Genomic DNA, 23,978 nt, shown 5'->3' on the forward strand with positions numbered 1-23,978 from the left:
GCCTTCAGCCGGCGCGCGGCCGCCGGCGGCCGCCAGGCGCCGTGCCCGGCCGGGCAGGCGCATCGGGCCCCGGGCTGCCCGGCGCCGCCCCGCCCGCCAGGAACCGCCAGTCCCGCGTCGCCACCGCGAGGTCGACCAGCGCGCGCACCTTGGCCGAGAGCAGCCGCGCCGAGGGATAGACGAACTGGATCGGCAGCGGCTCCGGCTCGAACGCCTCGAGCACCAGCGCCAGCCGGCCCGCGCGCAGCGCCTCCTGCGCCTGGTAGGCCAGCGCCATGGTCACGCCGCCACCCTGCGCGGCGTGCCACAGCGCGGCATCGACGCTGTTGGTCACGTAGCGCGGCGCGATCGCGCGCACCTCCTCCTCGCCGCCGCGGTGGAAGCGCCAGGCGCGCGCGGCGCCGAGCGCGGTGCAGTGGATCAGCCGGTGCCGGTCGAGATCCGCCGGCACCGCGGGCAGGCCGGCCTGCGCCAGGTAGCCGGGTGCCGCCACCCACACGCGCCGCGTCTGCCCGACACGCCGCGCCACCAGCGCGCTGTCCTCCAGCCTGCCGATGCGCAGCGCGACATCGACGCCCTCCTCCAGCAGGTCGATGTTGCGGTCCGACAGCGTCAGCTCCGCGGTCAGCGCCGGATGACGCGACAGGAAATCGCAGACCAGCGGCCCCGCATGCAGCCGCCCGAACATCACCGGCGCCGCCACCACCAGGTGGCCCGACGGCGCGGCGCGCTCGGCCTCGGCGAACTCCTCCGCCTCGCGCAGGTCGGCCAGGATGCGCCTGGCGCGCGCCAGGAAGCGCGCCCCGGCATCGGTCAGCGCCACCCGCCGCGTCGTGCGCTGCAGCAGCAGCAGCCCGAGCCGTTCCTCCAGCCCCGCCACCAGCCGCGTCACCGCCGAGGGTGAGGCGCCCAGCCGTCGCGCTGCCGCGGCGAAGCCCTGCGCATCCGCCACCGCGACGAAGGCGGCCATGGCGTCGAAGCGGTCGGTCATTGTTGCCAAATCCACAGCAATGTCGTGCAAAATTGCCAGATTATCGCACCCGGCGCCAGGCGCCATTCTCCAGCCCACGGGACGGATCGCCCGCCCCCGCACCAGGAGAAACCCCATGTCCCGCATTCCCACCCCGGCCACCATCGCCGACGCGCCGGCCGCGACGCACCCGCAGCTGAATGCCGTGCAGCAGCAGCTCGGCTCGGTGCCCAACCTGTTCCGCCTGCTGGCCAGCAGCCCGGCGACGCTGTCGGGCTACCTCGGCCTGTCCGGCGCGCTGGGCAAGGGCGCGCTCGATGCCCGCACGCGCGAGCGCATCGCCCTTGCCGTCGCCGAGATCAATGGCTGCGACTACTGCCTGGCGGCGCATTCCTACATCGGCGCCAACCTCGTGAAGCTCGACACCGCCGAGATCGCCGCCGCGCGCGCCGGCCGCTCGGCCGATGCCAAGGCGAATGCGGCGCTGCGCTTCGCCGTGGCAGTGACGCAGGCGCGCGGCAATGTCGGCGCGGCCGACCTCGATGCCGTGCGCGCGGCGGGCTGGAGCGATGCCGAGATCCTCGAGATCGTCGCCCATGTCGCGCTGAACACGCTGACCAACTACGTCAACCAGGTCGCCGGGACCGAGGTGGATTTCCCCGCCCCGGTCGCCCGCGCCGCCTGAACCCCATGCCGGGGAGGGCGCGCGCCCTCCCCGTGCCGGAGAACCGCCACCATGACCACGCCGAGCGACGTCGCCTTCTCCCCCGCCGTGAAGGCCATCCAGTCCGCCCGCGGATCGCGCGAGGGCTATGCCCGCATGGAACGCCGCGGCGGCTGGCGCACCGAGGTCACGCCCGACCTCGCGGCCTTCCTCGCGCAGGCGCGCAGCGTCTACCTGGCGACCGCCAGCGCCGAGGGGCAGCCCTATATCCAGCATCGCGGCGGCCCGCCCGGCTTCCTGCGCGTGCTCGACCCCGAGACGCTGGCCTTCGCCGACCTGGCCGGCAACCGGCAATACATCACGCTCGGCAACCTGTCGGAGAACCCGCGCGCGCAGCTGTTCGTGATGGACTACGCGAACCGCCGGCGCATCAAGATCTGGGGCGAGGCGCGCGTGGCGGCGGACGACCCCGCGCTGCTCGCGATGCTGGCGCCCGCGGGCGCGCCGGCCGAACAGGCCATCCTGTTCCGCATCATCGCCTGGGACGCCAATTGCCCGCAGCATATCCCGCAGCGCTTCGAGGCCGAGGACGTCGCCGCCGCGCTCGCGCGCAAGGATGCGCGTATCGCCGAGCTGGAGGCGGAGCTCGAACGGGCGCGCCGGCCAGGGGGCTGAAGGCCGGCATGCGCGTCCCGGCCGACACGCCCCTGGCGCTCCGGCCCCCGCCTGCCCGTTGGTGCCGGCGCGCATGTGGCGCTAGCCTCGTGCCAAAGGCCCATCGCCGCCGGAGGAAACCACCATGATCACGCGACGCCTGCTGGGGGCCGGGGCCCTCGCGACCCTCGCCACGCCCACCCTCGCGCAATGGCAGCCCACGCGGCCGATCCGCGTGCTGGTGGGCTTCGCGCCGGGCGGCGGGACCGACATCACCACCCGCACCATCGGCGCGAAGCTCCAGACGCTGCTCGGCCAGCCGATCGTGGTCGAGAACCGCCCCGGCGCCGGCGGCAACCTGGCCTCGGAGGCCACCGTCAATGCGCCCGCCGACGGCACCGCGCTGATGATGGGCACCATCGCCTCGCTGGTGATGAACCCGATCATGACGCGGCTGCCCTTCGACGTGCTGACCGACCTCACCGCCATCGGCCGGTCGGTCGAGGTGACCAACTTCGTCGTCGTCGCGCCCGAGAAGCCCTGGCGCACGCTGGCGGAGCTGATCGCCGCGGCGAAGGCGAAGCCGGGCGAGCTCTCCTACGGTTCCTCGGGCGTCGGCGGCGCGGGGCACCTGGGCGGCGCGCTGCTCGATTCCATGGCCGGGATCGACACCATCCACGTGCCCTATCGCGGCGGCGGGCAGCTCATCACGGATATCCTGTCGGGCAAGGTGGATTTCTCGGTCGCCACGGCGGCGACCGTGCTGCCGCATATCGAGGCCGGGCGGCTGCGCGCGCTGGCGGTGCCCTCGCCGCGCCGGTCCGCCCTGCTGCCGGACGTGCCGACGGTCGCGCAAGCGGCGAACCTGCCCGGCTACGAGGTGGCGAACTGGTACGCCATGATGGGCCCGCGCGCCCTGCCGCGCCCGGTCGTGGACCGCGTCAACGCCGCGATGAACGAGGCGATGCGCGACCCCGACGTGGCCTCCAACCTGGCCAGGCACGGGCTTGAGCCCGCACCCTCCACGCCCGAACAGCTGACCGGCTTCATCCGCGCCGAGACGCAGAAGTGGCGCCCGATCATCGCGCGGGCGGGGGCCACCGCGAATTAGAACCGATCCCGATCAGACGGCCACGCCTGGTCGGGTGAAGCTGCGGCGTGCCTCACCGCCCCTGGAACACCGGCCGGCGCTTCTCGTTGAAGGATGCGATGCCCTCGCGACGGTCATCCGTGCCGACCAGCTGGTTGTAGCATTCGATCTCGAAGCGTAGCGCGCTGCGCAGGTCCATCTGCAGCCCGAAATGCATCGACCGCTTGGCCTGGCGCACCGACAGCGGCGCATTGGCCGCGATGCGCCGCGCCGTCGCCATCGCCGCGTCGTGCAACTCCTCGCGCGTATCGAACACCTTGTTCAGGATGCCCCAGTCCAGCGCATCGGCCGCGGTGAAGGGCGTGCCGGTCAGGATGATCTCCTTGGCGCGGCGCTCGCCCACGATGCGCGGCAGGGTCTGCGTGCCGCCCGCACCGGGCATGATGCCGATGGTCACCTCGGTCAGCGCGAAGCGCGCCCCCGCCACGCCATAGGCGAAGTCGGACGCCAGCACCATTTCCAACCCGCCGGCATAGGCATGGCCCGTCACCGCCGCGACGATCGGCAGCGGGCAATCCAGCATCGTCCAATAGGCGCGTTCAAAGATCTCGTGCTGGTGGCGCCATTGCGCATCGGTCATGCCGTGGCGTTCCTTGAGGTCGCCGCCGCCGCAGAAGGCCTTCTCCCCGGCCGCGGTGAACACCACGCAGCGCGTGTCGCCAGGCTCGGCGGTCAGCCACGACCACAGCGCATGCAGGTCCCGCCCCATCTGGGTGTTCAGCGCATTCGACACCTGCGGGCGGTTCAGCCGCACCACCAGCACATGCGGCTCCGCCGCCTCCAGCGCCAAGGTCTCGTAGGTCGGCAGGTCCATCGTGCGGTTCCTCGATATGCGGTTGCCGCGCAGACTGCGCCGGGACGGCCGACCTGTCATGCTGGCCCTGCCTTCAGCCCCCGTTAACCCGTCGCCGCCACCTTCCCGCGACGGAGGCGGCACATGGTCCAGATCACCGGCACCGGCGGCGACGACACCATCACGCCGCTGCTCAACAGCGTGGGCGGGCCACCGCCCGGCGCCGGCGCCGACCGGCTCGACGGCGAGGACGGCGCCGACATCCTGGCCGGCGGCGCCGGCATCGATTCGCTGTTCGGCGGCGCGGGCAACGACACGCTCGAAGGCGGGTCCGCCATCGACCTGCTCGACGGCGGCACCGGCATCGACTGGATCGCCTACGCGACCGACACGGCCGGCGTGTCGATCGACCTGTACTTCCTCTCCGCGCGCGGCGGCGACGCCGAGGGCGACAGCATCGCGAGCGGGTTCGAGGCGCTGCTCGGCGGCAGCGGCAACGATGCCATCATCGCCCATGACGCGGTGAACGAAACCATCCTCGGCGCCGGCGGCCACGACACCATCCAGGCCTTCGCCGATTTCGGCACCAGCAGCGACCTCATCGACGGTGGGGCGGGCGAGGATTCCATCGTCGCGCAGGGCGGCGCCAATACGCTGCGCGGCGGCACCGGGGCCGACACCATCCGCGGCGGGGCCGGCCGCGACCTGATCCAGGGCGGCAGCGGCGCCGATGCGCTGGCCGGCGGCGGCGGGGCGGACACCCTGAGCCATGCCGGCGCCACCGCCGGCGTCACGCTCGACCTCGCCCTGGGCCTGGGCAGCGGCGGGGAGGCCGCCGGCGACAGCCTGGCCGAGGATATCGAGGCCGTGCTCAGCACCGACCATGCCGACCGCTTGGCCGGCAGCACGCGCGACGACAGCCTGTTCGGCGGCGCCGGCGCCGACACCCTGACCGGCGGCGGCGGCCAGGACTGGCTGGCCGGCGGCGCCGGTGCCGACAGCCTGCGCGGCGGCGCCGGCCACGACACCTACGTGGTCGAGGATGCCGGCGAATTCGCCATCGAATTCGCCAATGAGGGCCGCGACCTGGTGCTGACCTCGCGCGCCGCCTATGCGCTCGGCGCCAACCTCGAGGACCTTTCGGGCCTCGGCGGCGCGGCACAGCGCCTGACCGGCAATGCGGTCGCCAACCTCCTCACCGGTGGCGCGCTGGCCGATACGCTCGCGGGCGCCGCCGGCGCCGATACGCTGGATGGCGGCGGCGGCAACGACCGCCTTGTCGGCGGCACCGGCAGCGACCGCTATGTCGTGCAGCAGGCGGGCGACGTGGTGGTCGAACTGGCCGGCCAGGGCTTCGACATGGTGTTCACCACCCTCGCCACACTCACCCTCGGCGCGCATGTCGACGCGGTGGTGGCGGCCAACGGCATCGCCCATCGCTTCACCGGCAATGGCCTGGACAACCAGCTCACCGGCGGGGCCGGCGCCGATACGCTGACCGGCGCCGCCGGCCATGACAGCATCGATGGCGGCGCCGGCATCGACCGGCTGGCCGGCGGCCTGGGCGATGACCGCTACATCACCACCGCGGGCGACCTGGTGGTGGAACTCGCCGGCCAGGGCCGCGACACCGTGCTGGCCACCACCGGCACCGCGGCGGCGCTGGGCGCCAACCTGGACGTCCTGCTGCTGGCCGGCGACACGCTGCGCAACGGCACCGGCAACGGGCTGGACAACACCATCATCGGCAACGATGCGGGCAACCTGCTGGCGGGCTTGGCGGGGCATGATTCGCTGTCGGGCGGGCTGGGCGCCGATGTGCTGCTGGGCGGGGCGGGGCGCGATACGCTGTCGGGCGGCGCGGGCCCCGATGTCTTCCGCCTGCTGGCCGTGGCCGACAGCGCGGCCGCGGCACCGGACCGCATCACCGACTTCACCCGCGGCGGCGCGCCGGGGGTGGACCGCGTGGACCTGCGCGCCATCGACGCCAATGCGCTGGTCGCCGGCAACCAGGCCTTCGTCTTCATCGACTCGGCGGCGTTCGCCGGCGGCGGCGCCGCGGGGGCCGGGCAGTGGCGCGTGGCATCCACCGGCGCGGGCGCCTGGCGGGCCGAGGGCGACACCGATGGCGACGGGATGGCGGATGTCGCGATCGACATCCTCGGCACCGCCACGCCCGTGGGGGGGTGGTTCCTCCTCTGACCGGCGCCTGGCCGGGGCCATCCTGCGGCGCCGCGCGCCCGGCCACCAGCTGCCCCGGCCCCGCGCGGCGGCCTCGCGACCAGGCGCCGCGCAACCGGCGCTTGAGTCGCCAGGGCTTCTGCAACCTGGATGGCGTTGTGCGGCAGCGGTCGTATCTCTAGCATTTGATCTGGTAGCGAAATCGGGGTCGGCCGGGCCGCACCCGCTTCTGGCGGGGGCACCACCATGGCGACCATCACCGGCGGCAACGCGGACGAAACCATCACGGGCGGCTTCGCCAGCCCCGGGGTCACCGGCGGGACGCCCGGCGCGGCCGCGGACAGCATCTCCGCCTTCGGCGGCGCCGACAGCGTGCGGGGCGAAGGCGGCAACGACACGATCGATGGCGGGACCGGCACGGACCGGCTCGACGGCGGCAACGACAACGACCGGCTGACCGGCGGCGACGGCAACGACACCCTGGCGGGCGGTGGCGGCAACGACACCTTCGTGTGGAACGCCGGCGACGACAACGACGTCCTGCAGGGCGATGCCGGCACCGATACGCTGCTGTTCAACGGCGCGAACGCGGCCGAGGTCTTCACCCTCTCGGCCCAGGGCGGCGGCGCGCTGCTGCAGCGCAACGTCGGCGCGGCCGCGGTCACGCTCGGCATGGTCGAGCAGGTGACGCTGGGCGCGCGCGGCGGGGCGGATGCCATCACGCTGGGCGACCTCGCGGGCAGTGGCGTGCAGGCGGTGCGGATCGACCTCGCGGGCAGCGCGGCGGGCAGCGATGGCGCGGCCGATCTCGTCAACCTCACCGGCAGCGATGCCGTGCAGCAGGTGCAGCTCTTCAACGACCCCGGCGGCGTGGTCGTGGGGGGCCTTGCCGCCACCGTCACCGTGGTGAATGCCGACAGCGCGATCGATACGCTGGTGATCAGCACGCAGGGCGGCGATGACTCGATCAACGCCGGCCCGGTTTCGGGCCGGATGCGCCTGACCCTCGATGCCGGCGCCGGCAACGACACCGTGGTCGGCTCGCAGGGCGCGGACGCGATCATCGGCGGCGCGGACAACGACGACCTGCGGGGCAATGCGGGCGCGGATACGATCCTCGGCGGGACCGGCGCCGACACGCTCGACGGCGGGGAGGGCGACGACAGCCTGGTCGGCGGCGACGACTCCGACCTCTTCTCCGGCGGCAGCGACAACGATACGCTCGACGGCGGCGCGGCCTTCGACGACCTGTTCGGCGGCGACGGCGACGACCTGCTGCGCGGCGGCGGCACCGGCATCGTCTTCGGCCTCGATGACCAGCTGTTCGGCGAGATCGGCAACGACACCCTCGTCGGCGGGAACAACGCCGACAGGTTGGACGGCGGCGACGACTTCGACATCGCTTCCTACGAAGGCACCACCGCCGTGACGGTGGCGCTGGACGGCAGCCTCACCGCCACCGGCGACGCCGTCGGGGACGAGCTCGTCTCGGTCGAGGGCCTGTTCGGCTCCGGCGCCAACGACCTGCTGGGCGGCGATGGCGGCGACAACCTGATCGACGGCACGCTCGACCTGCCCATCAATCCGGGTGTTCCCGGAACCCCCGGCCTGGGCAACGACACGCTGCTGGGCTTCGGCGGCAACGACACGCTGTTCAGCGGCTATGGCGCGGACAGCCTGGATGGCGGCGAGGGCTTCGACATCGCCGCCTACAGCGGCGCCACCGGCGGGGTGTTCATCTCGCTCGACGGCAGCATCCTCGCCGACCGTGCCGGGGTCGGCGACACGCTGGTGGGCATCGAGGGGTTGGTCGGGTCGAACACCACCGTGGGCGACCTCCTGGTCGGCGATGCCAATGCCAACCTGCTCGACGGCCAGGCGGGCAACGACACGCTGCGCGGCCAGGCGGGCAACGACACGCTGGTCGGCGGCGCGGGCGCCGACGTGCTCGGCGACGACACCATCGGCTTCAACTGGCTGTCCTATGCCACCGACACCGCGGGCGTGAATGTCGACCTGTTCAGCCGCTCGCTGTCCGGCGGCGATGCGGCGGGCGATGTCATCACGACTGCGCAAAGCTTCCGCGGCCTGATCGGCGGCGCCGGCAACGACACGCTGCAGGGCGATGATTCGCTGAACGGGGACAGGATCCTGGGCGGCGGGGGCGATGACAGCATCCGCATCTCCAGCAGTTTTGACGACAGCCTGTGGGGCGAGGCGGGCAACGACACGCTGGTCTACACGGGGAACGGCCCCGCCTTCCTCGATGGCGGTGCCGACAACGACCTGCTCAGTACCGACGCGTCCTTTGGCAACAGCACCACTCTGCTGGGCGGCGAGGGCAACGACACGCTCAGCGCCACCGAAGGCTCCGCCGACAGCATGGATGGCGGCGCGGACAACGACCTGCTGCGCGGCGGCTTCGGTCTCGACGTGCTGCGGGGCGGGACCGGCGACGACACGCTGGAGGGCGGCGCGGAGGCCGATACGATCGATGGCGGCGGCGGGATCGACTGGCTGTCCTATGCCGGCGACATGGTGGGCGTGGACATCGACCTGCAAACGAACCTTGCCGTTGGGGGCGATGCTCAAGGCGACAGCATCGTCGGCGCCGGCTTCTCCGGCCTGATCGGCGGGTCGGGCAACGACACGCTGGTCGGCCGCGACAACGCCGCGGACACGGTGCTGGGCGGCGGCGGCAACGACAGCCTGTTCGCCTTAGGTGCTGGCGACGAGGTGATGGACGGCGGCGAGGGCGACGACACCCTGGTCGGCGGCGACGAGAACGACAGCCTGCTTGGCGGCGATGGCAGCGATTCCATCCTCGGCGGCTTCGGCAACGACACCATCGACCTGCGCGCGGCCGACAATGCGCGGGAAACCGTCGATGGCGGCGCCAACGACGACCTGATCATCCTCGGCACCAGCATCCACACGGTGCAGGGCGGCACCGGCGTCGACACGGTGGACGCCACCTTCTTCGCCGACAACTACCTGCTCGACCTCCAGACCGGTACGACGAATTTCGGCGAGAGCATCCTCGGCATCGAGGTCTACATCTCGGGCGACGGCGCCGACACCATCCTCGGCTCGTCGTCCGCGAACCTGATTTTCGGCGGCGCGGGCGACGACAGCCTGGAGGGGCGCGCCGGCGACGACACGCTGGAAGGCGGGGCGGGCGCCGATATCCTCACCGACGACGTCCTTGGCTTGAACTGGCTGTCCTACGCCGCCGACACCGCGGGCGTCTTCGTCGACCTGGACAACCGCATCGTGGCGGGGGGCGACGCGGAGGGCGATCTCATCCTGGATGAGCAGCGCTTCAAGGGCCTGATCGGTGGCAGCGGGAACGACACGCTGGAGGGCGACGATTCGCTCAGCGGCGACGCCATCCTGGGCGGCGGGGGCGACGACAGAATCCGCACCGGGTCCGGCATCGGCGACAGCCTGTCCGGGGAGGCGGGCAACGACACGCTCGCGCAGTTCGGCTTTACCGCCGGCGGCGGCTTCCTCGACGGCGGCGACGACAATGACAGCCTGTTTTCGAGCGCCTCCGCGAACAACCTCGGCAGCACCCTGCTGGGTGGCGCCGGCGACGACACGCTGTCGGATTCCGCCGAGTTCACCGGCACCCTCCTCGATGGCGGCGCCGACAACGACCTTCTGCTCACGACAGGCCTGGCCGCCAGCACCCTGCTCGGCGGGGAAGGCGACGACACGCTGTCCGGCAATGGCGGCCAGAACCTCCTGCGCGGTGGGACGGGCAACGACAGCCTCGATGGCGGCGACGACGCCGACCTGCTCGATGGCGGCGAGGATGCCGACCTGCTGCGCGGCGGCGCGGGCGACGACATGCTGCAGGGCGGAACGGGCAACGACACGCTGGAGGGCGGCGCGGGCGCGGATACGCTCGGCGGCGGCGGCGGGATCGACTGGCTGTCCTATGCCTCGGCCACGATCGGCGTGACGGCGAGCATCGGCTCTCCCGGCGTTGGTGGCGGCCTCGGCGGCGATGCGCAGGGCGATGCCTTCAGCGCGAGCGATTTCCGCGGGCTGATCGGCGGCACCGGCGCGGACCGGCTGTTCGCCGAGGGCACCAGGGGCAGCGAAACGATCCTGGGCGGGGAGGGCAGCGACACGCTGTCGGACTTCTCCGCCGGATCGCACCTCGATGGCGGCCTCGACAGCGACTTCCTCGTCTCGGTGAACAGCAACAGCACGCTGCTGGGCGGCGAGGGCGCCGACACGATCGGTGCCTATGGCGGCCCGAACAGTGTGCTGGGCGGCGGCGGCGGCGACAGCATCCTGGCCGGCGCCGCGGGCGCGACGGTGGATGGCGGCGCCGGCAATGACAGCATCGTGGATACCATCGGCGGTTCGCTGCTCGATGGCGGGGCCGACGACGACATCCTGGTGGTGGCGGCCGGCAGCAGCACGCTGCGCGGCGGGCAGGGCAACGACACGCTCGATGCCACCCCGGCCGGTGGCTCCAGCCTGTCCGGCGGCAACGACGCCGACAGCCTGGTGGGCGGCACGGGCGCCGACACGCTGGATGGCGGCGCGGGCATCGACCGCCTGGTCGGCGGCGACGACGACGACCGCTACATCCTCACCCCCGGCGACGTGGTGGTCGAGGCGGTGGGCGGGGGCATCGACACGGCGGTGACCGGCATCCTCACCCTCGCCATGGCCGCCAACCTCGACGTGCTGGTGGCGCTGGGCAACGGCGCGCGGCGCTTCACCGGCAATGGGCTGGACAACACCATCTCCGGCGCCGGCGGCGCCGACACGATCGCGGGCGGCAACGGCAACGATTCCATCGTCGGCGGCCTCGGCGCCGACAGCCTGGTCGGTGGCGCCGGCAACGACACCATGGTGGTGGACAATGCCGGCGACCTGGTGGTCGAGGCGCTGAACGGCGGCACCGACAGCGTGCGGACCACGCTGCAGACCTACACCCTCGGCGCGCATGTCGAGAACCTCGTCGCGACCAACGCCATCGCGCATCTGCTGATCGGCAATGCGCTCGGCAACGCCATCACCGGCAGCAACGCCGCCGACACGCTGCTGGGCGAAGGCGGCGACGACACGCTGGCCGGTGGGGTGGGCATCGACGGGCTGATCGGTGGGGCGGACAACGACACCTACATCGTGGACACGATCGGCGACGTGGTGATCGAGGACCTGAACCAGGGCATCGACACCGTGCGCACCGGGCTGGCCAGCCATACCCTGGCCTTGAACGTCGAGAACCTGGTGGCGACGAACGGCATCGCCCATGCCTTCACCGGCAACGGGCTGGCCAATGCCATCACCGGCGGCATCGGCGCCGATACGCTGTCGGGCGGCGTGGGGGCGGATACGCTGACCGGCGGGGCGGGCATCGATCGGCTGGAAGGCGGCTTCGACAGCGACCTGTACGTGATCACCGCCGGCGACATCGTGGTGGAAGGCCTGAACAAGGGCCAGGACACCGTCATCGCGAGCGACGGCACGGCGGTGCTGCTGGCCGGCAATGTCGAGGTGCTGGTGATGTCCGGCACCACGCTGGTGACCGGCACCGGCAATGGCATCGCCAATACCATCCTGGGCAATGCGCTGGGCAATCTGCTGAGCGGGCTGGTCGGCGACGATTCGCTCTCCGGCGGCAATGGCGCCGATACGCTGGTGGGTGGCGCGGGCGCCGATACGCTGTCGGGCGGCATCGGCGCCGACCGCTTCCGCATCGCGCTGGCGGCCGACAGTTCGCCGATCGCCACCGACGCCCTGGTGGATTTCACCTTCACCGCCGGCGACCGCATCGACCTGTCCTTCATCGATGCCAATACCCTGGCGGCGAATGACCAGGCCTTCGCCTATATCGGCGGTGCCGCCTTCAGCGGCGGCGGCGCGCTCAGCGCCGGGCAGCTGCGCGTGACGCTGACATCGCCGGGCCAGTGGCGCGCGCAGGGCGACACCAACGGCGATGGCGCGGCGGACCTGCAGATCGACATCACCAGCGCGACCGGCCCGGGTGCGGGGGGGTGGTTCATCCTGTAGCGCGGCTTGTGCGCGGCGGCGCTGCCTGCGAGCATCGCCGCTGCTGCCGAGGATCACCGCCCATGGCCCACGTCGCGCGCCGCGCGCTGCTTGCGACATCCTCGCTCTTGGCGGCGCCCGCCCTGGCGCAGGGCGGCTTCCCCGATCGGCCGATCCGCCTGTTCATCCCCTGGCCGCCCGGCGCCTCGGCCGATGTGTTCCTGCGCGCCATCGCGGATGCCGCGGGGCGCCGGCTCGGCCAGCCGGTGGTGCCGGAGAACCGGCCCGGCGCCTCCGGCACGCTGGGTGCGGCGGCGCTGAAGGATGCCCGGCCGGATGGCTACACGCTGGCGCAGCTGTTCAGCGGCGTGCATCGCTTCATGCTGTCGGCCGACCGCCCGACCTTCAATTCCCTGGCCGACTTCACCTGGATCGTGCAGCTCAGCGGATCGGCGCATGGCATCGTGGTGAACGCCGACAGCCCGTGGCGCAGCCTGGACGACGTGCTGGCCGCCGCGCGCGCCGCGCCGGGGCGGCTGACCTATGGCACGCTGGGGCCGACCTCCGTGCAGCACATGACGATGCTGGACATCATGCAGCGCGCCGGCGTGGAGCTGACCCACGTGCCCTATCGCGGCGGCGGGGAGCTGACCACCGCGCTGCTGTCCAGGCAGGTGGACCTGGTGGCGGATGCCTCCGGCTGGGCGCCGCTGGTGGCCGATGGCCGCTTCCGCCTGCTGGTGGTCTGGGGTGCGGCGCGCATGCCGCGCTTCCCGGATGCGCCGACACTGCGCGAGGCCGGCATCGATGTCGTGGTGGACAGCCCCTATGGCATCGGCGGTCCGCGCGGGATGGACCCCGCCGTGGTGGCCCGCCTGCACGACGCCTTCCACGATGCGCTGGACGAGGATGCGGTGAAGCTGGTGATGCAGCGCTTCAACATGCCGCGCCTGTACCTCGACCATGCCGCGTTCGAGGCAGCGCAGCCTGCCTCCCTCGAAGCCGAGCGCGCCGGGTTGCGGCGTGCCGGGCTGCTGCCCGCCGGGCGCTGAACGAACAACCAGGAAGGAAACCCCCGCATGCTGCACGAACTGCGCATCTACCGCTGCCTGCCCGGCCGGCTGCCGGCGCTGCTGAACCGCTTCGCGCACACCACCCTGCCGATCTGGCAGCGCCACGGCATCCGCCAGGCCGGCTTCTGGACCACGGTGATCGGCGAATCCAACCTCGACCTGCACTACCTGCTGGCCTGGGAGTCGCTGGCCGAGCGCGAGACCAAGTGGACCGCCTTCCAGGCCGACCCCGAATGGATCGCCAAGCGCGCCGAGAGCGAGGCCGACGGCCCGATCCTGGCCAATGTCAGCAGCGCGATCCTGCAGCCGACGGCGTTTTCCTCGGTGAAGTAGGGCGCGCCGGCCGGTCAGCCCGGCGTGGCGCGCGGCACGCCCAGCGTGCCCACCATCCAGGCCAGGCGGTGCTTCTGCGCCGCGCGGGCATGGGCGCGCGCGGCGGCCTCGGCGGCATCGCCGTCGCGCCGGCCGATGGCCTTGAGGATGGCGCGGTGTTCGGCATGCGCCGCCTTGGCGCGGCCATCGCGCGTCAGCAGGGATGGCAGCAGCGACATGGTGGCGGCGAGCTGCTCCAGGCTGCGCAGCAGATAGCGGTTGTGCGCGGCCAGATAGAGCAGCCCGTGCAGGCGCTGGTTCACCGCGGCCAGCGCGGCGGCATCGCCGAAGGCGGCGGGTTCGCCCGCGACGATCTCGGCCATCGCGGCAAGTTCCGTCTCGCTGGCGTGCTGCGCCGCCAGGCGCGCGGCGGCACCTTCCAGCACCTCGCGCATCACATAGAGCTCGACCACCTGCTGGTGGTCCGGGCGCGTGACGGTCAGGCCGCGGCGCGCCTCGTGGGTCAGCAGCCCCTCGGCCTCCAGCCGCGCGATGGCCTGGCGGACCGGCGTGCGGGAGACGCCGAAGCGCGCCGCGAGATCGACCTCGGTGAGGCGTTCGCCGGGGGCCAGCGAGCCGTCGCGGATCGCCGCGCGGATGCGCGCATAGGCTGCTTCGCCCAGGTCGCGCGAGGGGGTGGAGCCATCCATGGCGCGGTTCTACCACGCCCTGGACATGCCTGGATACATCTGTATACACGTGGGCGAACGGGAGGACGCGCCGCCATGGCCGACCTGAGCCAGACCTTCGACGTGCTGATCGCCGGCGGCGGCAATGCCGCGCTGTGTGCCGCGATCACCGCGCGCCGCGCCGGTGCCTCGGTCGTGGTGGCCGAGCACGCGCCGCGGCCGATGCGCGGCGGCAATTCGCGCCACACGCGCAACGTGCGATCCCTGCACGCCGCGCCGACCGATGTGCTGACCGACAGCTACCTCGAGGACGAATACTGGGACGACCTGTTGCGCGTCACCGCCGGCAAGACCAACGAACACCTGGCGCGCGTGTGCATCCGCGCCAGCGCCGAGGCGCCGCGCTTCCTGCAATCCTGCGGCGTGGTGTTCCAGCCCTCGTTGTCCGGCACGCTGTCGCTCAGCCGCACCAACGCCTTCTTCCTCGGCGGCGGCAAGGCGCTGATCAATGCGCTGTACCGCACGGCGGAGGCGCTGGGCGTCACCATCCTGTACGACACCGAGGTGCAGCACATCGAGGTGCAGGACGGCTTCGCGACCGAGGCGATCGTCTCCCACCGCGGCTTCCCCGCGACCATCAGGTTCAAGGCCTTCATCGCTTCCGCCGGCGGCTTCCAGGCCAACCGCGAATGGCTGCGGCAATACTGGGGCGACGCCGCCGACAATTTCCAGATCCGCGGCACGCCCTACGCACAGGGCCGCATCCTGAAGGACCTGCTGGCGCAGGGCGTGCAGGAAGTGGGCGACCCGACGCAGTTCCACGCCGTGGCCAACGACGCGCGCGCGCCGATGGAAGATGGCGGCCTGGCCATGCGGCTCGACTGCGTGCCGTTCTCGGTCGTGGTGAACCGCGACGTTGAACGCTTCTACGACGAGGGCGAGGATGTCTGGCCCAAGCGCTACGCCATCTGGGGCCGGCTGATCGCGCAGCAGCCCGGCCAGGTCGCCTTCGCGATCAATGACGTGAAGGCGCAGCACAACTACCTGCCGCCGGTCTTCAAGCCGTATGAGGCGAACACCATCGCCGAACTCGCCGGCATGATCGGGCTGGATGCAGCGAAGCTGGAAAAGGTGGTGGCCGACTACAACGCGGCCGTGCAGCCGGGCACCTTCAAGGCGCAGTCGCTGGACGATTGCCGCACCGAGGGCCTGGCGCCGCCGAAGTCCCACTGGGCGCGGCGCATCGACACGCCGCCCTACTACTGCCACCCGCTGCGCCCGGGCATCACCTTCACCTTCCTGTCGGTGAAGGTGAACGAACAGGCGCGCGTGCTGATGGCCGACGGCAAGCCCTCGGCGAACATGTTCGCCTCCGGCGAGATCATGTCCGGCAATATCCTCGGCCAGGGCTACCTGGCGGGCTTCGGCATGGCGATCGGCACGGTGTTCGGCCGCATCGCCGGGGCCGAGGCCGCGAAGCTGGTAAGGAACTGACGCGATGGCCCAGGAATCCGAGACCATCGCCGACGCCCGGCGCTTCATGGATGTCTGCAATGCCTGCCGGTATTGCGAATCCTACTGCGCCGTCTTCCCCGCCATGACCATGCGGCGGTCGTTTTCCGAGGGCGACCTCACGCACCTCGCGAACCTCTGTCATGGCTGCAAGGGCTGCTACCACGCCTGCCAATACGCGCCGCCGCATGCCTTCGGCATCAACCTGCCCGCGACCTTCGCCGAGATCCGCCAGGACTCCTACGCGCAGCACGCCTGGCCCGCGCCGCTCGGCCGCGCCTTCGAACGCAACGGCACGGTGGTGTCGCTGCTGGGCGCGCTCGGCGTCACGCTGGCGCTGGTGCTGACGGTGGCGCTGCAGGACCCGGCGGTGCTGTGGTCGGCGCAGCGTGGCGTCGGTGCCTTCTTCCGCGTCATCCCGCATTGGCTGATGATCCTGCTGGGCGTCGGCACCTTCGGCTTCGGCGTGCTGGCCATGGTGATGGGCGCGCGCAACTACCTGCGCGCCACCGGCGGCCTGGGTGGCGGCGGCGGCCTGCGCCCAGCCGCCGAGGCCGCGCACGACATCGCCACCATGCGCAACCTCGGCGGCGGCGGCCATGGCTGCAACGACCTGGATGAGGGCTTCTCGACGCGTCGCCGCTGGCTGCACCAGGCGCTGATGTATGGCTTCCTGCTGTGCTTCGCGGCCACCAGCACGGGCACGATCTACCACTACGTCTTCGGCTGGTATTCGCCGCATGCCTTCCTGTCGCTGCCGGTGCAGTTCGGCACCTGGGGCGGCGTTCTGATGATGATCGGCGCGGCGGGGCTGATGCAGGTCAAGATCGTCACCGATCCCGGCCCGGTGTCCCGTCGCGTGCTGGGCGGCGAATTCGCCATGCTGGCGATGCTGTTCCTGATCGCCGCGACCGGCCTGCTGCTGCTGGTGGTGCGCCATACCGGCGCCATGGGCATCATGCTGGCCCTGCATCTCGGCCTGGTCTTCGCCTTCTTCGTGATGATGCCGTATTCGAAGATGGTGCATGGCGTGTATCGCGGCATCGCGCTGTTGCGTCATGCGCGCGAGAAGCGCGTGCTGAAGCCCTCCGCCGGCGGCGGCTGACCGCGACCTTCTGCGGCCCGAGGCGCGGTCTCGGGCCGGGAGCGCTGGTGCGGGTCGCGTTGGCAGGCAGGCGCGCCCACCAAGAACATCACATCCCCTCCTTCGGATCGTGCGGATGCACGATCCGGGAGCGCAAAGCGCGACCGCGCCCAGACCGCCAGCCGTGCGCGGTGCACCCGTGCAGGGCGCGCAAGCCAGGCACGCGGATGCGTGCGCCGGCGATTGAGGTCAAGAAAGCACTCACCTGAACCGTTTCATCGCCGGCCTGCCCGGGCGCGCGCATGGTCCGTTTGCCACCCGATCCAAGGCCGACCGAGATGCGCAAGACCTTCGCCACCGCCGCCGCCCTCGCCACCCTGATGCTGGCCCCGCTGCCGCTCGCCGCGCAGGGTGTGAAGGGCGGGCAGGGCCAGGGCCCCGCGCTGTCCGCCGACGGCACCTGCACCGACGAACAGCGCACCACCATCCGCCGCGCCTTCGGCGATGCGCGCCAGATGACCAATGCCTCGATCGCGTCGCTCACGCTGGAGCCCGAGGCGATCCGCCCGCACCTGGCGCGCTTCTTCGGCACCAACCCGGCCGGTGCCATCGCCAAGAACTTCCGCGCCATCTCGCGCGGCCTGGACGAACGCGAGAACCGCGTCGCCTATGAATGCAACCACGCCCGCGCCTGCCGCGGCCCGACCTTCGCGTATGTCCGCTGGGGCGGTGGCGCGCGCGAGATCATGGGCTTCTGCCCGACCTTCTTCAGCGCCGGGCGCACAGGCCAGGACAGCCAGGGCGGTATCGTGGTGCATGAGATGAGCCACCTGGCGCTGGGTGCGCGCGACCACGCCTACCAGCCGCGCGGCGCCGAGGCCCTGGCGAAGGACGATCCGGCCGCGGCGCAGATGAACGCCGACAACTACGAATACTTCGCCGAGTTCCTGCCGCGCTGACAATGCCCCCCAGTCGGCAGTGAAGCCCCGCCGGACCCGCGCATTCTGCGCGGGTCCGGCGGGGAAGTTTTTTGCGTGCCCTCAATCGCCGGGCGCGGCCTCCGGCCGCTTGGCTGCGCGCCATGCACCGTCGCGCCTTCCGCTCCCCGATCGCGCAGCCGCACGATCCGAAGGAATCCGCGGTGGTGCCGGCGCCCCCTCGACATCCACCGCCTCCGCTGCTTCCCTGCCGCGGCACACACGGCCCAGGAGGAAACAGCCCCGCCATGAGCATCAACGGCGCAGCCTATATCGTCGGGGCCTTCGAGCACCCGACGCGCAAGGCCGAGGGCCAGTCGGTCGCGCAACTCCATGCCGAGGTCGCCTACGGCGCCCTGCAGGATGCCGGCCTCTCGCATGACGACATCGACGGCTTCTTCTGCACCGGTGCCGCCCCCGGCCTCGGGCCGCTGAACCAGGCCGACTACATGGGCCTCACCAAGCTCCGCCACGTCGATTCCACCGACATGGGCGGCTGCTCCTATGTCATGCATGTCGGCCACGCGGCGCAGGCCATCAAGGAAGGGCGCTGCAACATCGCGCTCATCACGCTGGCCGGCCGCCCGCGCGCCGAAGGCATGGCCACGGGGACGGTACCGCGCTCCTGGGCGCCCAATATCCCGGACGATCCGTTCGAGATCCCGATGGCGCGCACCGTGGTCACCTCCTACGCCAATGTCGCCGCGCGCCACATGTACGAATACGGCACGACGTCGGAGCAGCTCGCCTGGATCAAGGTCGCGGCCTCGCAGCACGCGCAGCACAACCCGCACGCCATGCTGCCCAAGGTGGTCACGGTCGAGGACGTGGTGAACTCGCCCATGGTGGCGGACCCGCTGCATCGCCTCGATTGCTGCGTCATCTCCGATGGCGGCGGCGCGCTGATCGTCGCGCGGCCGGAGATCGCGAAGTCGCTCAAGCGCCCGATGGTCAAGGTGCTGGGCTGCGCCGAGGCCACCAAGAACCAGGGCGGCGGGCATCTCGACCTGACCTATTCGGCGGCGCGCCAATCCGGTGCCGCGGCCTTCGACGAAGCGAAGGTCAAGCCGACCGACATCCAGTACGCGTCGATCTACGACAGCTTCACCATCACGGTGCTGATGCAGATCGAGGACCTGGGCTTCGCGGAAAAGGGCAAGGGCGGCGCCTTCGTCGCCGACGGCAACCTGATCAGCGGCGTGGGCAAGCTGCCCTTCAACACCGATGGCGGCGGGCTGTGCAACAACCACCCGGCGAACCGCGGCGGCATGACAAAGGTCATCGAGGCGGTGCGCCAGCTGCGCGGCGAAGCCCACGCCAAGGTCCAGGTGCCCGGCTGCAAGCTGGCGCTCGCCAACGGCATCGGCGGGCTGCTGGGCCACCGGCACGGCTCCGCCACCCTCATCATGGAACGGGAGTGATCACGATGGCCACGCCAGCCGCCAACCGCGCCATCCCCGCGCCGAAGGAAGACCCCACCACGAAGCCCTTCTGGGACGCCGCCCGGCAGGGCCGCTTCCTGATCGGCAAGTGCAAGGATACCGGCAAGCATTTCTGGTATCCGCGTGGCTGCTCGCCCTTCACACTGTCCAACAACGTGGAACTGGTCGAGGCCAAGGGCACCGGCACCATCTATTCCTTCACCGTGATGCGCTCGAAGGAACCGCATGCGCCGGCCTATGTCGAACTCGACGAAGGCCCGCGCATCTTCACCAACATCGTCGACTGCGACCTCGACACGGTGAAGATCGGCCAGAAGGTGAAGGTGGTGCTCAAGGCCACCGAAGAAGGCGGCGCCCCGGTGCCGATGTTCACGCCGGTCTGACACGGCCGCGTGCCGCGCCCCCGCGCGCGGCACGCCCCGCCGGCAGGACCGGCGCCGTGGTCGTGGCGACACGGCGCGCCGCGGAATCGCGGCGCCGCCACCGGAACGCTCCATTTCCGCCCCGATCTTCGCTACTCTGAATCCAGGGGATTTCAGGGGGTTCGGGGTCATGCTTCGCATGATCGCGATGCTGGGTGCGCTCGCACTCGCAGCATGTGGCGGTTCAGGCAGCACACCGCGCACCGGGGTGCCGGGCTATGCGGGGGGCGATACCTCCTGCGTGCCCTATGCGCGGTCGCGCTCGGGCATCGATTTGCAGGGCGATGCCTGGCAGTGGTGGGACGCGGCGGCGCAATCCGGGCGCTACGACCGGTCGCGCCGGCCGCGCGCCGGCTCCGTGCTGGTGTTCATGCGGACACAGCGCAACCGCAGCGGGCACCTGTCCGTCGTCACCCGCGTGGTCGGCCCGCGGGAGATCCGCGTCGACCACGCCAACTGGGCCTCGGGGCGCAACCGCGGCCAGGTGGCGCGCGACCAGCCGGTGATGGATGTCTCGCCCAACAACGACTGGTCGCTGGTGCGCGTCTGGTATCCGCCGGCGAACGGCCTTGGCCAGACCAACTTCCCGACCTTCGGCTTCATCCATGGCGGGCGGCTGGTGGCCGAGGCCCGGTAGGCCAAGGCCTGGCCACCCGATCGGGCGGTGCCTAGGGCGCCTCGGCCAGGGCCATCCGCACCGTGCGCGCGCGCGGCGCGGCGGTGGCGGGCGCCTCGGGCGGCGGGGCGTCGGCGGGTGTCGCGCTCGCCACCCGTGCGGCGCCGCGCAGCGCATCGAGCCGCGCGAGGTCCTCGGCCTGCTGGCGCTGCGCGACCAGCAGCGACGGGTCGCAGGTGGTGTCCGCGCTGGCGCGGCAGCGTTCCTCGCCCAGCGCGATCTCGGCGGCGCGGGCGGCCATCACGGCGGCGCGCCGGCCGGCGAAGAAGCCCTCGCGCGCTTCCTCGCTGGCGAAGGTGGCGGGCACCAGCGTCACCGTCACCTCGGACGGGTAGCGCATGGTCCGGGCGGAGGCCAGGCTGATCACCGTGGCGGTCGCGCCGATCACGCCGTTGGGCGCCATGCGGAACACCGCCGGATCGTCGCGCGCGCGCAGCACCTCGGCGGTTTCCAGGTAGCCATCGGCGGCGCAGCGCACCTCCAGCGTGGCATAGGACCGCGCCAGGCGGACCGTGCCGGGGGCGGCGGGCAGCTCGGCCATCACCTGCTGGCCGCGCGCCACGGTGCAGCGCGCGCCGGCGGGTTCGGAGGCCACCGCGACCTCCCCGTTCCAGGCGGGCTGCGGATGCGCGGCGCGCAGCGCGGCATTGAGCGCCACGGTGGCACAGCCTGGCAGGGACAGCATCGCGACGCACAGGAGCATCACGCGGGGGAATGCAGTCATGGGTTGCGCTCCGTTGGGGTAACCCGTCCAGAATTTATGAAGCACGCTTACGAAAGAATGAAGGCGAATCTCACGGCACGACAGCCGCAGGTTGCGACGCCGTGCCGCGGCACCACGCGTCGTGCCGGCCCGGCGACCGGTGCTGGACGACCCGGCCGTGTCATGCTGCAAACGCCGCCCAGGCGGATTTCTTCCGGCACGCTGCCGGCGCCCGCCCCAGCATCGCCTGTCCGGCGGGACCGCACCCGCCGCGCCGCCGGAGGAACCGCCATGACCATCACCCGCCGCGCCCTGGCTGCCGCGCTGCCGCTGCTGCCCGCTGCCGCGCGCGCCCAGGCCGCCTGGCCGGACCGGCCGCTGCGCTTCGTGGTGCCCTTCCCCGGCGGGTCCAGCCCCGACCTGACCGGGCGCGTGCTGTCCGAACACCTGGCGCGCGCGCTGGGTCAGCCGGTGGTGGTGGACAACCGCGCCGGGGCGGGCGGCAATATCGGCACCGATGCCATCGCCAAGGCAACCGACGGGCACATCATCGGCCTGTCGATCAACGGGCCGCTGTCCACCGCGCCGGCGCTGTATCCCAGCCTGCCCTACGACCCGGTGAAGGACCTGACGGCGGTGTCGCTGCTGGTGCGCGGGCCGCAATTCCTGGTGGTCAACAACGACCTGCCGGTCACCGACCTGGCCGGCTTCCTGGCGCATGTGCGGGCCAATCCGGGGCGCGTCGCCTTCGGGTCGGTGGGGTCCGGGTCGGGCGGGCACCTGGGCATGCTCGACCTGCTGGCGCGCACCGGCGGCACCGAGATGGTGCATGTCGCCTATCGCGGCTTCCCGCAGGCCACGCTGGACCTGGTGGCCGGGCGCATCCAGGCGATGATGGTGACGACCGCGGCGGTGCTGCCGCAGGTGCAGGCGGGGCAGATCCGCGCCATCGCGGTGACCTCGGCCGCGCGCTTCGCGCCCACGCCGGCGGTGCCGACGCTGGCCGAACAGGGCGTGGCGAACGCGGAATCCTATGGCTGGCAGATCCTGGTGGTGCCGGCCTCCACGCCGGCCGACCGCGTGGCGCGCCTGGCCGCCGAGACCCAGCGCGGCCTGCGCGAACCGGCGGCGCGCGCCCGGCTGGAAGGGGCGGGCTTCGAGGTGATGGCGACCGCGCCGGCCGAGGCCGCGGCCTTCCTGGCGCAGGAGACGGAGCGCTGGGGCGGCATGATCCGGCGGCTGAACATCCGCCTGGATGGCTGAAACGCAGACGGGGCGCGGCATCGCTGCCGCGCCCCGTCCAGGCAGGGGCCGCCGGCCGCGCGCGGCGGCCGGCGGCGTGCGTCACTGCGCCGGGACCGGCGTGTCCTTCCGGGTCTTCCACAGCGAGTAGAAGATGCCCCCGAGGATCAGCGCCAGCGTGACGCCGAGCGAGATCGCCGGGTCCACCTTCCCGAAGATCTGGTTCCAGAAGATCTTGCCGCCGATGAACACCAGCACCAGGGCCAGCGCGTACTTCAGGTAGTGGAAGCGATGCACCATCGCCGCCAGCGCGAAGTACAGCGCGCGCAGGCCCAGGATCGCCATGATGTTCGCGGTATAGACGATGAAGGTGTCCGTGGTGATGGCGAAGATCGCCGGCACGGAATCCACCGCGAAGATCAGGTCGGCGATGTTGATCACCACCAGCGCCAGGAACAGCGGCGTGGCCACCCGCACCATCGCGCCGGTCTTGGGGTCGGGCTCGCGCACGAAGAACTTCTGGCCGTGCAGGTTGTCGGACACGCGCATGTGGCGGCGCATGAACTTCACGACCGGGTTCTTCGAGATGTCCTGCTCGCCCTCGGGCACCACCAGCATCTTGATGCCGGTGGCGATCAGGAAGGCGCCGAAGATGTACAGCACCCAGCTGTATTCCTGCACCAGGGCGGCGCCGAGCGCGATCATGATGCCGCGCAGCACGATGACGCCGATGATCCCCCAGACCAGCGCGCGGTACTGGTACCGGCGCGGGATCGCGAAATAGGTGAAGATCAGGCTGATGACGAAGACGTTGTCGATCGACAGCGCCTTCTCGATGAAGAATCCGGTGAAGAAGGCCACGCCGGCATGGGTGCCGTCGCTGGTGGTCAGTTCGCCGGCCTCATAGGCCCACCAGATGCCCGCGCCGTACAGCATCGCGAAGCTGATGTAGAAGGCCGAGAGCCACAGGCTCTGGGCGATCCCCATTTCCTTGTCCTTGCGGTTCAGCACGCCCAGGTCGAAGGCGAGCAGCACCACCACCACAGCCAGGAAGCCCTTCCACATCCACAAGGGCTTGCCGAGCCATTCGGCCGAAAAGAATTCCATCGATCGCATCCCCATTCCCAGGGCGCGAAACACGGGCTCTCGGCATCGAGTGCTGTCCGGGCCGTGATCGCGCGATTTCCCACGCGATCCGACATCACGGACGCCCCCCACGCATGGGCCGGCGGCCGCCAGAGGGGCCCGGATCTGGACGCTTAATGGTTTTGCCGGCGGCCGCTGTCAAGACCCGTTGCGGTGCGGCGGTCGATGGCCCATCTGGATTTGCATGGGCGCCGCCGGGACACTAGGTTGCGCCCCGCTCACACGGAGACCGCCGCGCCCCCGGGCGTGGCCACAACGGGATCGAGGCGT

The 23,978-nt window shown here is 71.6% G+C and carries 19 protein-coding genes; 14 read left to right on the plus strand and 5 right to left on the minus strand.

The features are described from left to right. Positions 1-4 precede the first annotated feature (4 nt). Complete coding sequence (locus LQ222_RS11260) at positions 5-991, minus strand: LysR substrate-binding domain-containing protein (RefSeq protein ID WP_230166478.1); 987 nt, start codon at positions 989-991, stop codon at positions 5-7. A 115-nt stretch (positions 992-1,106) separates the two neighbouring features. On the opposite strand from LQ222_RS11260, the gene LQ222_RS11265 reads away from it, so the two are divergent. The 3 genes from LQ222_RS11265 (at position 1,107) to LQ222_RS11275 (ending at position 3,399) form a co-directional block, all read left to right on the plus strand. Next, complete coding sequence (locus LQ222_RS11265; RefSeq protein WP_230166479.1) at positions 1,107-1,655, plus strand: carboxymuconolactone decarboxylase family protein; 549 nt, start codon at positions 1,107-1,109, stop codon at positions 1,653-1,655. A 51-nt stretch (positions 1,656-1,706) separates the two neighbouring features. Continuing rightward, complete coding sequence (locus tag LQ222_RS11270; RefSeq protein WP_230166481.1) at positions 1,707-2,309, plus strand: pyridoxamine 5'-phosphate oxidase family protein; 603 nt, start codon at positions 1,707-1,709, stop codon at positions 2,307-2,309. A 124-nt stretch (positions 2,310-2,433) separates the two neighbouring features. Further along, positions 2,434-3,399 (plus strand): tripartite tricarboxylate transporter substrate binding protein, encoded by a 966-nt coding sequence (locus tag LQ222_RS11275; RefSeq protein WP_230166483.1) that lies wholly within the window; start codon positions 2,434-2,436, stop codon positions 3,397-3,399. 52 nt (positions 3,400-3,451) lie between these two features. Here the strand turns inward: LQ222_RS11275 and LQ222_RS11280 are convergent, their stop codons facing one another. Further along, positions 3,452-4,252: an enoyl-CoA hydratase/isomerase family protein gene (locus tag LQ222_RS11280; RefSeq protein ID WP_230166485.1), complete on the minus strand. Its 801-nt coding sequence runs from the start codon at positions 4,250-4,252 to the stop codon at positions 3,452-3,454. Between the two features lie 123 nt (positions 4,253-4,375). Here LQ222_RS11280 and LQ222_RS26285 point away from each other — a divergent pair, with 123 nt between their 5' ends. From LQ222_RS26285 to LQ222_RS11340, 4 genes are all read left to right on the plus strand, one after another. Beyond that, positions 4,376-6,433: a calcium-binding protein gene (locus LQ222_RS26285; RefSeq protein ID WP_305800011.1), complete on the plus strand. Its 2,058-nt coding sequence runs from the start codon at positions 4,376-4,378 to the stop codon at positions 6,431-6,433. Between the two features lie 225 nt (positions 6,434-6,658). Beyond that, the gene (locus LQ222_RS11310) at positions 6,659-12,451 is read left to right on the plus strand and encodes a hypothetical protein (protein ID WP_305800012.1); all 5,793 of its coding nucleotides are present in this window, start codon (positions 6,659-6,661) and stop codon (positions 12,449-12,451) included. A 62-nt stretch (positions 12,452-12,513) separates the two neighbouring features. Beyond that, positions 12,514-13,482 carry a tripartite tricarboxylate transporter substrate binding protein gene (locus tag LQ222_RS11335; RefSeq protein ID WP_230166486.1) on the plus strand — a complete coding sequence of 323 codons (969 nt, stop codon included), beginning with the start codon at positions 12,514-12,516 and terminating at the stop codon, positions 13,480-13,482. 27 nt (positions 13,483-13,509) lie between these two features. Next, complete coding sequence (locus LQ222_RS11340; RefSeq protein ID WP_230166488.1) at positions 13,510-13,836, plus strand: NIPSNAP family protein; 327 nt, start codon at positions 13,510-13,512, stop codon at positions 13,834-13,836. 14 nt (positions 13,837-13,850) lie between these two features. Here LQ222_RS11340 and LQ222_RS11345 read toward each other — a convergent pair whose 3' ends face one another. Further along, the gene (locus LQ222_RS11345; protein WP_230166490.1) at positions 13,851-14,525 is read right to left on the minus strand and encodes a GntR family transcriptional regulator; all 675 of its coding nucleotides are present in this window, start codon (positions 14,523-14,525) and stop codon (positions 13,851-13,853) included. A 75-nt stretch (positions 14,526-14,600) separates the two neighbouring features. On the opposite strand from LQ222_RS11345, the gene tcuA reads away from it, so the two are divergent. The 6 genes from tcuA (at position 14,601) to LQ222_RS11375 (ending at position 20,578) form a co-directional block, all read left to right on the plus strand. Further along, complete coding sequence (gene tcuA / locus LQ222_RS11350; protein WP_230166492.1) at positions 14,601-15,998, plus strand: FAD-dependent tricarballylate dehydrogenase TcuA; 1,398 nt, start codon at positions 14,601-14,603, stop codon at positions 15,996-15,998. A gap of 4 nt (positions 15,999-16,002) precedes the next feature. Further along, positions 16,003-17,121, plus strand: coding sequence for a tricarballylate utilization 4Fe-4S protein TcuB (gene tcuB / locus LQ222_RS11355; RefSeq protein WP_230166493.1), 1,119 nt, complete (start codon positions 16,003-16,005; stop codon positions 17,119-17,121). Positions 17,122-17,438: 317 nt separating this feature from the next. Then, the gene (locus LQ222_RS11360) at positions 17,439-18,059 is read left to right on the plus strand and encodes a M35 family metallopeptidase (RefSeq protein WP_230166495.1); all 621 of its coding nucleotides are present in this window, start codon (positions 17,439-17,441) and stop codon (positions 18,057-18,059) included. Positions 18,060-18,325: 266 nt separating this feature from the next. After that, positions 18,326-19,498: a thiolase domain-containing protein gene (locus LQ222_RS11365; protein WP_230166497.1), complete on the plus strand. Its 1,173-nt coding sequence runs from the start codon at positions 18,326-18,328 to the stop codon at positions 19,496-19,498. 5 nt (positions 19,499-19,503) lie between these two features. After that, positions 19,504-19,902: a Zn-ribbon domain-containing OB-fold protein gene (locus LQ222_RS11370; protein ID WP_230166499.1), complete on the plus strand. Its 399-nt coding sequence runs from the start codon at positions 19,504-19,506 to the stop codon at positions 19,900-19,902. 169 nt (positions 19,903-20,071) lie between these two features. Next, positions 20,072-20,578 carry a CHAP domain-containing protein gene (locus tag LQ222_RS11375; protein ID WP_230166500.1) on the plus strand — a complete coding sequence of 169 codons (507 nt, stop codon included), beginning with the start codon at positions 20,072-20,074 and terminating at the stop codon, positions 20,576-20,578. A 31-nt stretch (positions 20,579-20,609) separates the two neighbouring features. On the opposite strand, the gene LQ222_RS11380 is transcribed toward LQ222_RS11375, so the two are convergent. Then, positions 20,610-21,341, minus strand: a complete 732-nt coding sequence (locus LQ222_RS11380; RefSeq protein WP_230166502.1) for a hypothetical protein — start codon at positions 21,339-21,341, stop codon at positions 20,610-20,612. A 270-nt stretch (positions 21,342-21,611) separates the two neighbouring features. Between LQ222_RS11380 and LQ222_RS11385 the strand changes: the two genes are divergently transcribed. Beyond that, positions 21,612-22,583, plus strand: coding sequence for a tripartite tricarboxylate transporter substrate binding protein (locus tag LQ222_RS11385; RefSeq protein ID WP_230166503.1), 972 nt, complete (start codon positions 21,612-21,614; stop codon positions 22,581-22,583). 81 nt (positions 22,584-22,664) lie between these two features. On the opposite strand, the gene LQ222_RS11390 is transcribed toward LQ222_RS11385, so the two are convergent. Then, the gene (locus LQ222_RS11390) at positions 22,665-23,669 is read right to left on the minus strand and encodes a TerC family protein (RefSeq protein WP_308071600.1); all 1,005 of its coding nucleotides are present in this window, start codon (positions 23,667-23,669) and stop codon (positions 22,665-22,667) included. Positions 23,670-23,978 lie beyond the last annotated feature (309 nt).

Origin of the sequence: Roseomonas sp. CECT 9278, from assembly GCF_918698155.1 — a bacterium.
GTDB lineage: Bacteria > Pseudomonadota > Alphaproteobacteria > Acetobacterales > Acetobacteraceae > Neoroseomonas.